At 63.5% G+C, this 11102-nt stretch carries 6 protein-coding genes and 2 pseudogenes; 7 read left to right on the top strand and 1 reads right to left on the bottom strand.

The features are described 5' to 3' along the window. Positions 1-196: 196 nt before the first annotated feature. The 5 genes and pseudogenes from DQ229_RS12650 to DQ229_RS12630 form a co-directional block, all read left to right on the top strand. A pseudogene (locus DQ229_RS12650) lies at positions 197-439 on the top strand (transposase); the annotation flags it as partial. 388 nt (positions 440-827) lie between these two features. Then, positions 828-1328: a Csu type fimbrial protein gene (locus DQ229_RS12645; protein ID WP_114966626.1), complete on the top strand. Its 501-nt coding sequence runs from the start codon at positions 828-830 to the stop codon at positions 1326-1328. Between the two features lie 14 nt (positions 1329-1342). Further along, positions 1343-2068 carry a fimbrial biogenesis chaperone gene (locus tag DQ229_RS12640; protein ID WP_114966625.1) on the top strand — a complete coding sequence of 242 codons (726 nt, stop codon included), beginning with the start codon at positions 1343-1345 and terminating at the stop codon, positions 2066-2068. Further along, entirely contained in the window at positions 2046-4427 is a 2382-nt protein-coding gene (locus DQ229_RS12635; protein WP_114966624.1) for a fimbria/pilus outer membrane usher protein, read from the top strand. Before DQ229_RS12640 ends, DQ229_RS12635 begins: the two co-directional genes overlap by 23 nt. Further along, positions 4424-5392 carry a Csu type fimbrial protein gene (locus DQ229_RS12630; RefSeq protein WP_162300861.1) on the top strand — a complete coding sequence of 323 codons (969 nt, stop codon included), beginning with the start codon at positions 4424-4426 and terminating at the stop codon, positions 5390-5392. The genes DQ229_RS12635 and DQ229_RS12630 overlap by 4 nt, the downstream gene beginning before the upstream one ends. Before the next feature lie 414 nt (positions 5393-5806). Here the strand turns inward: DQ229_RS12630 and DQ229_RS12620 are convergent. After that, positions 5807-6776: pseudogene (locus tag DQ229_RS12620) on the bottom strand (IS5 family transposase). 406 nt (positions 6777-7182) lie between these two features. Between DQ229_RS12620 and DQ229_RS12615 the strand changes: the two are divergent. Further along, positions 7183-7830: a response regulator gene (locus DQ229_RS12615; RefSeq protein ID WP_114966622.1), complete on the top strand. Its 648-nt coding sequence runs from the start codon at positions 7183-7185 to the stop codon at positions 7828-7830. 78 nt (positions 7831-7908) lie between these two features. Beyond that, a partial coding sequence (locus DQ229_RS12610) for a PAS domain-containing protein (RefSeq protein WP_114966621.1) occupies positions 7909-11102 on the top strand: 3194 nt, incomplete at its 3' end.

Raw genomic sequence — 11102 nt, 5'->3', positions numbered from 1 at the left:
AGAGCCGGAGCCCTCCAGACCAAAATCACGCCGACTATCCCAAATCATTCGACGACGGACAAGCCACTCTTGACGCCCACCGTTTTAACTCGGGTGAGGCGGCGCAATTCGCCAATTCTCCTGCAGGTTTGCGCGCCTTGCCCCGCGGGAGCCATCCATACATGTCCGCATACATGGTCCGAGCGACAATGGCGACGCCTATGCGATCCCCGCGATCTATTCGCGGCTGGAAGAGGCGGGCTATTTCTACGCCATCCGGCTGCCCGCCAACAGCGTCCTGCGCGAGAAGATCGCGCACCGGCTGACGCGGCCCGTGGGGCGGCCATCGCTGACCAAGGTCAAGCGGTTCTTCGAGGACTTCGAGTATCAGGCGCAAGGCTGGGAGGACGAGCGCCGGGTGATCGCCAAGATCGAGTGGCTCCCGGGCAGTCACCGGCCCGGTGGTGCGCGCCATCCGCGCCGCGATCCGCCGATTGCGAGCGCCACCGCCATGCACGTGACCGCGATCCAGACCCAAACTGAACGAAAACGGCAAGGCAGGTCTGTCCGACGCGCTGAAAAACGGGATTGCCGGGCTGGGATGAAACGGGTTCACGGCTTGATCCGCCCGCCTCCGGGCGTTTACGCGACCGCAAACACCGCTCGGGCGGAAAACACCTGTCCAGCGGGCATATTCAGGCGACCTTGCCGTCAAGCGGCAGGCCACTTGGGGAATGTCGGTTGGAATTTCCCTGATATTAGATTAGGATAATCCCCAGCATTCCGTCAAGCGAATGAGAAAAATGAGCAGGTGCCGATTTTTCGGCAGTATTCCGGAGAAAAGTCAGATGAAACGAACCGCGTTACCGCATGTTCTTGCTGTTATGGCCGCCGCATCGGTGGCTGGTGTGAACGCAGCACAGGCACAGACAGCAACCGATACATTTGATGTCACCATCACCATTCAGGCGGATTGCGAGATCACGTCGACGCAAACGCTGAATTTCGGCACCGTCGGCGTGTTGACCAGCAATGTCGATGAGCAGGCAGATATCGAGGTCACCTGCACGCCGGGAACCGATTATGATGTTGGCCTGAACGAGGGCGCCGGTCCCGGCGGCACGATTGCCGTCCGCCAGATGGAAGCCGCCGGCGCGACGATCGATTATGGCCTTTATCAGGATTCCGCACGCAGTGTGAACTGGGGAAATACCCCGCCGACGGATACTGTTCCCGGTACAGGCACCGGCACGGCCGTGACCCACACGGTATATGGGCGCGTTCCGCCGCAGGCGACTCCGGCGCCGGCAACCTATACCGACACGATCACCGTAACAGTGACATTTTGAGCGGAGGGCGAGACATGAAACTGATCAACGCCACACTTCGCGCCCTTGCCTGTGCCGCCGCGCTTGCCATGCTGGCGCCGGTGGCAGCGCTGGCCGATGGTCTGCGCGTATCGCCGGTGACGCTGGAGGTGACCGCTCCGGGTGCCACGACAACGCTGACCTTGCGCAACACCGGGCGCGAACCGATGACCGTTCAGGCACGGATTTTCCGATGGGTGCAGCAAAACGGGCAGGAGCGGTTCGAACCCACCAATGCGGTTGTTGTCAGCCCGCCGATGACACAGCTGCGACCGGGCGCCGAGCAGACAGTGCGCGTGGTCCGCACGGGCACGTCGCCGGTGCAAGGGGAAGAAGCCTATCGCATCTACATAGACGAGGTGCCCGACCGCTCGCGGCTTCAGGCAGGCCAGGTTGCCTTTGCCACCCGGCTGCGGATTCCGGTTTTCTTCACCGAGGCGGGCGCCCGCTTGCCGCAGGTCAGCTTCGCACTGACCCAAAGCGGCGGCATGGCGTATCTTGAGGCACGCAATGCAGGCGATGTGCGTCTGCGCCTGGCGAATGTCCGGCTGACGCGGGGCGGTTCCGCTGTCGTTCGGCGCGACGGGCTTTTCGGGTATGTTCTGGGCGGTGCGACGATGCGCTGGCCGTTGGGGCCGGCTGCCCGGATCGGAACAGCTAGCGCAGAACTGACATCCACAACAAGCCGAGGGATATTGAATGCCCCGGTTGCAGCGCGATAACCGGCCCGGTCTTGCACTTTCCGTCATCGGTCTTTGCCTGCTTGTTCTGACTGCCATCTCCGAAGTCCGCGCCGAAGAGGCCGATGCCGAGCCGGGGCAAACGCTGCACCTGGAGGTGTTCATCAACGGATGGCCCACCGGGTTCATCACCCGCTTTGTCGATCCGGGTGGCGGCGGCCTGCTGGCCGATGCGGACGAACTTTGCAGAACCGGGATCAGGCCCATTATCGACGGGCGGCGCGGCAGCGGCGACATCCGGCTGGACCGGATCGACGGCGTCACCTTCGACCTGGATCAGGCGGCCCAGACGCTGCATTTCACGGCGGCGATGGAAAGCTGTTCGCCGCGCGTGATCGCGGCCACCCCGCAGCCGCGTGACCTGCTGCCAGACGAAGTCGATAGTGGTTTCGGTTTCGTTCTGAACTACAACCTGGACACGGAACTGACGCGTTCCTCCGGGTTTTCCCACAGCCTTGCCGGGGATTTCGACGCACGCATGTTCACCCCCCTGGGAACGCTGAACCATGGTTTCGCGCTGTCCTACCAGCAAGGAGGGAGGGCGCTCTACCGACGGCTGAACAGCTATTGGCGCACGCCCATCCCCGGCCGGACAACGCAGGTTCAATTCGGCGACATAGCGTCGCGGGGGCCATCCTGGTCGCGTCCGGTGCGGATGGGGGGCGTTCTTGTGGAGCGCAACTTCGAGTTGCGCCCCGATCTGATCACCATCGCATTGCCCAGCTACGAGGGCAGCGCAGAAATTCCGTCCACTGTCGATGTCTATGCCGATTCAATCCGCCGGTTCACCACCGACGTGCCTTACGGCCCGTTCATGCTGACCGATCTTCCCTTTTCGACCGGCACGACCGAGGCCGAGTTCGTTGTGCGCGACGTGACCGGCCGCGAGACGCGGGTTAGCCAGCCATTCTTTGTATCGTCCGATCTGATGCGCCCCGGTCTGGTCGATTATTCCCTCGCCATCGGTGTGCCGCGCCTGGGCATCGGCACCGACACCGATCGCTATGCCGGTGGCGTTCATGGTGTCGGAAGCTTGCGCTTCGGGGTGACCCCGGCGCTGACGGTCACGGCCCATACCGAGGTCGGCGAGAACCTGCGCATGGCCGGGCTTGGCGGTACCTTCCGCGTCGGCATGGTGGGCACGGTGAGCGCAAGCGCCGCCCATAGCCGCTCGGAAATCGGCACCGGCGCCAAGGGCGAACTGTCCACGAAACTGGCATTCGGGCAGCTGCGCCTTTCGGCCCGCGTCATGCGCAGCCGGGGGGATTTTTCGGATATTGCCCGGACCACGGCCGCAGAGCCCGCGCCGGGTAGCGCCACGCCTGCTCCACTCACCGCCCTGAACCAGATTTCAGTCACGATGCCGGTGCTGCCCGAAAGGCAGGACGGAGGCAGCATTTTCTATGCCGATACAAGGCGGGCTGATGACACGCACGAACGCAGCCTGGGCGTATCCTATTCGACCCAGGTGTTCGAGCGCGGCACCCTCAACCTTTCGGCCATGGCGACTCGCGGCTCAACCTCCAATGCAATGGTCGGCATCGGAATGCAGCTTCCTCTGGGCCAGAACAGGAGCGCCGGCGCACGCCTTGGTAGCCGGAACGGGCAGATGCGGGCTTCGTTGAACCTGTCGGGAACGCCCGAGGATCGGGATCGGGGCTGGCACTGGAATGCCCGGGCCGACCATGACACCCGTTCCGAGCTTGCCGCCTCTGCCCGGCTTCGGCATCAGCATGGCCGCATCGAACTGGCCGCAAGGCATTCCGGCACACGTCAGGCTGCGGGGCTCAGGGCGCAAGGGGCGGTGGTTGTCGCGGGCGGCGGGATTTTCCTGTCCGACCGCATAGAGGATGCCTTCGCGGTTGTGAATGCAGGCGCGCCAGGCATCGCGGTGCAGTTCGAAAACCGCCCCGTCGGCACCACCGGGCGCACAGGGCGGCTACTGGTGCCTGGCCTGCGCTCGTATCAGCGCAATGTCGTTGCCATCGACCCGGCCGCCCTGCCGCTGGACGCCGATGTGCCCCAGACCCGCGAGGTGGTGCGCCCGGCCCAGCGCAGCGGGGTCACGCTCGATTTCGGCATCGACCCGAGCCCCGCCACCGCTCTGGTCGAGTTGGTCGACCTTGCCGGCGATCCGCTCGAGGTGGGGCTGACGGCGATTCATTCGGGTAGCGCCGAAAGCTTCCTTGTGGGGTATGATGGGCAGGTCTATCTTCGCGGGCTTCAGCCCCAAAACGAGCTTGTGGTGCATTTCCCGGATATGAGCACCTGCCGCGCCGCGTTCGCCTACACGCGCGAGCCGGGCGCGATCAGCAGCATTGAGGGGGTGGTATGCGAATGATCCTGAAGGCGTTCTGCGGGTTTTTCTGCGCGGCGGTCCTGATGGCCAGCAATCCGGGCGCCGCGCGGGCACAAGGCTGTTCGTTCAGCGCCACGAATGTGGATTTCGGAACCGTTGACACCCTGGGCAGCGGCGCCACCGACATTTCCGGGACCATCACAGTCAGCTGTTCGGCACTTCTGGGCTTGCTGTCATCGTTCAACGGCCGCATCCATATCGGCGAAGGAAGCGGTGGCGGCGACGGCAGCGCGCGGCAAATGACCAGCGCGACAACCGCCACGGATCTGAACTATCAGCTCTACAAGGACAGCGCGCGAACCGTGGTGCTGGGCGGCGATTACTGGGGCCATGGCGAAAGCATCGACCTTTCAGCCTTTGCGGTCTTGATTATCGGAAGCGGTAGCGCCAACATCCCTTTCAACGGTCGCGTTTTCGGTGCACAGCAGGCGGTCGCGCCGGGCAGCTACCAGTCAAACTTCTTCCGCGATATAACCGATGTGCGCGTCAATTACCGCACCTGCACCCTGCTTTTTCTCTGCACCAATCGCACGGCGACATTCAGCTTCGACGTGCTGGCCGAGGTCGAAGACAACTGCCTCGTCTCTGCGACCAATCTCGATTTCGGATCGGTCGGCGTGCTGACCTCCCCCATCGATGCCGCAAGCGAGGTCAGCGTCACCTGCACTGCCCATACCGATTACCATGTCGGACTCGATCACGGCTTCTACGGAACCGGCCCGCTTGACCGTTTCATGCGCAGCGGCGCGGGCAGTTCGGTTCGCTATGGCCTGTATCAGGACGCCGCGCGCAGCTTGCCCTGGGGCACCCTGGCCGAAGGTGCGGCGCGCCCCGGGACGGGATCAGGCAGCACCCAGAACTTTCCAGTCTATGGCCGCGTTCCGCCGCAAAACACACCACCGGCAGGAACCTACAGCGACACGATCGTGGTGACGGTCACCTACTGACCCACTTCGCATGGTATCGAACATGACGAACAGATCACGGTAACGGACGCATATCGCCGCGCAACGTCGTTCACCGTAGCACCTGGCTCCTCGTCTCCGCCACAATCCGCGCTTTCACCTCATCCGGCCAACGCCGCTGACCATTTGAACGAATACCCACCCCTTAGTCGCGGAGAAACTCCACCATAGTCGCCATCGCGAAACTCCATCCCGATTTCAATCGGGCGGGAAATCGCAGTTCAGGACAAAGGTTTTAAGGTGAGGCTCAGGACACGCTCTGATGTCTTTTTTCAAGTATTTTCTCACGCGATCAGGGACGCCGGGGCGTTTATCTTGATCTGGACGCTCAAAGGTGGGCACGGCGTTGTTGCAGAAAGGCGGCGTGATGCGTGCCTCCCCCTTTCCCCTTCAGGTTCAGGCCACGCGGACGATCTCGGCGGTGCCGAGTGCGTTGAAGCGGTTCATGAATGAGCAGGCGAACGCCATGCGTTCGAGAGAGCCTGCGAATGACGCGGATGTGGATTTCGGCGGTTTGGCGGTCGGGGTCTCTTGCGGCGATGCGCTCGCCGAAGGACTTGAGGCAGCGCATCTTGGCCTCGGCGCGGCTGCGGGCGTGGTATCCGGTCAAACGTTTCCAGAACGCACGGCCATAGTGGCGCGTGGCGCGCAGGGTTTCGTTGCGCATCCGGGCGGCTGGGCAGTCCTCCTTCCACGGCCGGGCGTTCTTACGGATCGGGATGATTGGGGTGCCACCGCGCGCGATGATGGCGCTGTGGCAGCGGCGGGTGTCGTAGGCGCCATCTGCGGTCACGGTGGCGATATCTTCCTCGTGGGGGATCTGGTCGAGCAGGTCGGGCAGGACGGGGCTGTCTCCTTCCCGGCTGGGGGTGAACTCGACCGCGCGAATGTCGGAGGTGGCGGTGTCCATGGCCAGATGCACCTTGCGCCATTGGCGCCGGCCCTGAACGCCATGCTTGCGGGCTTGCCACTCGCCATCGCCCAGGAACTTGATGCCAGTGCTGTCCACCAGCAGGTTCAGCGGCCCGCCAGCACGGCGATAAGGGATTTGCACCTTCAGAGTCTTCTGCCTGCGGCACAGGGTCGAGTAGTCCGGAACGGGCCAGTCCAGCCCAGCCAGGCGCAGGAGGCTCGCGACCATCCCGGCGGTCTGCCTGAGCGGCAGCTTGAATAGCACTTTTATCGACAAGCAGAACTGGACTGCCGCATTCGAGAAGACCGGCGGGCGCCCCGGACGGCCCTCATGCGGCGCGTGCCAGGCCATCTCCTTGTCCAGCCAGATCAGCAACGACCCGCGCTTGCGGAGCGCAGAGTTGTAAGCGGACCAGTTCGTCGTGCGGTAGCGGGCGGGCTTTGGCTTGCTCATGCCCCCCGTCTAACCGCATGGATTCGTGATGTGAATCCTCTACAGACAGAGTTATGCAACAACGCCCCGTCCCACCCGGAAATGGGCACAATTGTGCACCTTGGAGTGTTTCCTGCGGAACTCATGTCGAGAATGCAGCACCAAGCGGTATCTCATATGCAGTAATGGGCCTGGAAACCCCACCTCGCGCGCTGCCGTCTCGAACGCCCGCGGATCACTTGGAGGAAGACGGTGTTGAAGCGGATACGCGTACGCGCGCCACGCCGTTTGAGCATTGGGGCGCTGGCGCTCTCGAAAGTTACGCAATCTGTTCTGTAGTCGGTTTTGGCCTATATTGTACACTAGAGACGCAATACCGCGTGCGTGGAACGGCATAATGCGGACAATGAGAGCATAACGAGTGATCATGGCAGAGATTGAGAAGGGGCCTCGGGCTCCGAGTGCTGCGCTGAAGGTTCTTGTCGTGGACGACCACGTGCTTCTTGCGGAAATGGTTGTTTCCGCCCTGTCGGGGGCTGAGGGCTTCGAGGTCGAGGCCGCGCCTGATGTCGAGGCCGCGCACGCGCGGATCGCGGAGCGTGGCCCTTTCGATGTCGTGCTGCTTGATTATGACGTGCCGGGAATGGATGCGCTCAACGGGTTGCGGCGGCTGATCGAAGCCAACGGCCGGGGCGTTGCGCTGTTTTCCGGGGTCGTCGGCTGGAGCGTGGTCGATCGCGCCATGGAGATCGGGGCGGCCGGGTTCTTGCCGAAGACCATGCCGCTCAAGTCGATGCTCCATGCGATCCGGTTCATTGCTGACGGGGATGTGTATCTGCCCGCCGAATACATGCGCCGCGCGATGAACGGTGGCGACAACCCCTTCGGCCTCAAGCCGCGCGAGGCGCGCGTGCTCGCCTTTCTTGGCCAGGGCCTGCAGAACAAGGAAATCGGGCGCGAGCTGGACCTTGAGGAAACCATAGTGAAGATGGACGTGAAGTCGATCTGCCGCAAACTGAATGTGCGCAACCGAACCGAAGCGGTCATCATGGCGCACAAGGAAGGGCTTTGTTGAGCCCGCCATTATTGCCCCTGGTTCGCCGCCAGATCATTTGAGCGCCGCACGAGCCGCGGCATCACGGATATCCCCCAGATGAATGACCACGACATTTCCGGCCGGATCACGACGCATCCGGATGATTTGCCCCCGCGGGCGGATGGCGGCGGCGCAGGGCTCGCCGCGCTGAGCCGGGATTTCGACCGGCTGGTCGAGGCGCAGCGCATGGTGGTCGAGATCAATAACTCGTTGCTGCGCAGCCCGCGCGGCATGCTCGACGCCGCGATCGACCGCGCGCTGGCGCGCACCGGGCAGATGGCGGGCTCGGATCGCACCTATGTCTTCCGTTTGCGCCCGCCCGACCGGCTGGACAACACCCATGAATGGGTCGCTGACGGGATCGAGCCGATGATCGCGCACCTGCAGGACATGCCGGCCGACCTGATGGATGACTGGATGCCCGATTTCGAGCGCGATCATCCGGTTTACATCCCCGATGTGGATGCGCTGCCGGCGGACTCGGTTGTCAAGGACGTGCTGGCGATGCAGGGGATTCGCTCGTTGCTTGCCGTTCCGATGATGCGGGAGGGCCAGGTCGCGGGCTTTGTCGGGTATGACGCGGTGCGGGAACACCGCGCGTTTCTGCCCGCCGAGATCGAGCTTGTCCGGTCGGTGGCCAATGTGATCGGCGTGGTGCTTGAACGCCGCGACGCTGAACTGGCTGCCGAGGCGGCCAACGCCCGCCTGCACGAGGAACGCAATCGCCTTCAGGCCACGCTTGCGGCCATGCCCGACCTAGTTCTGGAGCTTGACGCCGCGGGGCGCTTCACCGGCTATCACGTCGGGGCGCTGCACGATCTGGCTATGCCACCCGAGGTCTTTCTTTCGCGCACCCCTGAAGAGGTCTTTTCCCCAGAACTGGCCGGAAAGGCCCGCGAGGTGATGGCCGAGGTCGATCGCTCGCGCCGCAGCGTGCATACCGAATACCCGCTCGAACTGGATGGCGTGCGGCGCTGGTACCAGCTTTCCGCAGCGCCGCGTCAGGGAGAGGGAGAGGAGCGAGGCTATGTCTTCGTGATCCGCGAGATCACCGAAGCCCGCCAGCAGCAGAAGCTGTTGCGCAGGCTTGGCGAGGTTTCGAAACGCACCTCGAACCTGGTGATCGTGACCGACCGCGACGACCGGATCGAGTGGATCAACCCGGCTTTCGAGGCGCGCAGCGGCTGGACATTGGACGAGGTGGCGGGCAAGCGCCCGGGAGAGTTCCTTGCCGTCAGCGACGTGGACGCGTCCGAGCGGGCCAGAATCCGCGCGGCCATCAAATCGGGCACGCCGGTCAGGGCGGAACTGCTCAACCGTAGCCGCGACGGTGCGGAATACTGGATCAGTGCCGATATCCAGCCCCTGAAGGATGAGCAGGGGCGGCTCTATGGGTTCATTGCGGTGCAAACCGACATCACCCGACAGCGCGAGGATGCCAGGCGGCTGAAGGCGGCCGCCGCCGAGGCCGAAGCCGCGCGGCAGCGCCTGTTCGGTGCGGTAGAGGCGCTGAATCATGGCTTTGCGGTCTTCGATGCCGATGATCGGCTGGTGCTGTGCAACCGGCATTTCGAGGAATGCCACGGGGATGTCGGCCCCAAGATCGAGCCGGGCATGACCTATGAAGAAATCCTGCGGTGCCGGCTAAGCCGGGGCATCTATCTGCGTGCCCATGGTCGCGAAGAGGACTGGCTGGCAGAGCGCCTGACCCGTGGCAGCGACGGGCCGCTGAGTTTCGAGGAAGAGCTGCGCGATGGCCGCTGGCTGCGCGTCGTCGATGTCGCGATCCCCGATGGCGGGCATGTGGTGCTCAAGGAAGACATAACGCTCAGAAAGGAGGCCGAGCAACGCGCGGTTCGCGACAGGGCGATGGCGATGGAAGCCACCCATGACGGCATTGCCATCACCGATTCCGAGGGGCGCTATCTCTACATGAATGCCTCGCATCGCCGCACCTTCGGCATCGGCGCCGACGAGGATGTGACCGGCCTGAGCTGGCAGGACCTCTACCCCGAGGACAAGCTGGACTGGGTTGTCCGGAATGTCCTGCCGGTGCTGCTTGAAAAGGGCAGTTGGCGTGGCCCGCTCATGGCATATCGCCGTGACGGTCGTGCGATCGAGCAGGAGGTCTCGCTGACGCTGAACGAGGATGGCGGGATCATCTGCATCACGCGTGACAATACCGAGCAGAACCGCCTGCAGCGCGAACGCGCGCGCCTGCGCGACGAGTTGCAGCTTGCCTTGCGCAAGGGGGCCATTTCGCAGGTTCTGTCGGATTTGACGCATGATTTCAACAACCTGATGGCGATAGCCTTGGGCAGCCTGTCGATGCTGGAAGATCGCCTTTCCGGCGAAGATGCGGTCAGCGAAGATGTGAAACGCCTCGGCAGCGCCTTGCAGGCCGCCACGGATCTTTTCGACGGCCTCGGCGCCTTGCGTGAAACCGAGAGCCGCCAGTCACTCTGTGACCTGCAGGAGATCTTGTCCGAGGCCGGGCAGATGCTGACAAATCGTCTGTTGCCCGAGCAGCACCTGGTTCTGGAGCTTGATCATGCGCTGCCGGCCTTTTACGCTAATCGCAGCGAGATCACGCAGGTTGTGCTGAACCTGCTGACCAATGCGCGCGACGCGTTGGGCGAAGGGGCGGCCACGATCACCCTTGAAGCAGGGTCCGCGCGCGAGTTTCACCCCCCGCGCGAGCCGGATATCGGCAGCTACCGCACGACGAGCGATCATATGCTCATCCGGATCAAGGACACCGGAAAAGGTGTGCCCGAGGAGGTGCGCAACCGCATCTTCCAACGCCACTTCACCACCAAGGGCGTGGCGGGCACGGGCCTTGGTTTGTCGATCGTTGCCGGGATCTTGCGTCGCAACGGTGCGGCAATGTGGTTCGACAGCCAGCCCGGTGAAGGCACCACGGTCACGATTCTCTGGCCGGCCGAGGGCGCGCCGCCGCAGACGCGTTCCAAGACGTTGGGCGAGACAGGGCTGACCGATTTGCAGGGGCTTCATGTGCTCGTGGTCGATGATGTGCTCGATGTGGCCGAAATACTCTCGAGCATGCTTGAGGTCGAGGGCGCCATCGCCATGGCATTGAGCGACCCGGGCGAGGCACTTGAGGCGGTGGGCGAGGCGCCGGGCCTCTGGAATGCCGTGGTGACAGATTTCGACATGCCGCTGATGAGTGGGGCCGATCTGGCAGGAAAGCTGCGCGAAATCGTATCGAACCTGCCGATCATCGCCGTTTC

Source organism: Alkalilacustris brevis, assembly GCF_003350345.1.
Classification (GTDB): domain Bacteria; phylum Pseudomonadota; class Alphaproteobacteria; order Rhodobacterales; family Rhodobacteraceae; genus Alkalilacustris; species Alkalilacustris brevis.
The sequence above is the reverse complement of the archived record's forward strand: the minus strand, read 5'-3'. Positions and strand labels throughout refer to the sequence as shown.

Excerpts from the sequence above, each read along its gene's own strand:
- DQ229_RS12645 (WP_114966626.1), top strand. The coding sequence starts at position 828 with ATGAAACGAACCGCGTTACCGCATGTTCTTGCTGTTATGGCCGCCGCA.
- DQ229_RS12640 (WP_114966625.1), top strand. The coding sequence starts at position 1,343 with ATGAAACTGATCAACGCCACACTTCGCGCCCTTGCCTGTGCCGCCGCG.
- DQ229_RS12635 (WP_114966624.1), top strand. The coding sequence starts at position 2,046 with ATGCCCCGGTTGCAGCGCGATAACCGGCCCGGTCTTGCACTTTCCGTC.
- DQ229_RS12630 (WP_162300861.1), top strand. The coding sequence starts at position 4,424 with ATGATCCTGAAGGCGTTCTGCGGGTTTTTCTGCGCGGCGGTCCTGATG.
- DQ229_RS12615 (WP_114966622.1), top strand. The coding sequence starts at position 7,183 with ATGGCAGAGATTGAGAAGGGGCCTCGGGCTCCGAGTGCTGCGCTGAAG.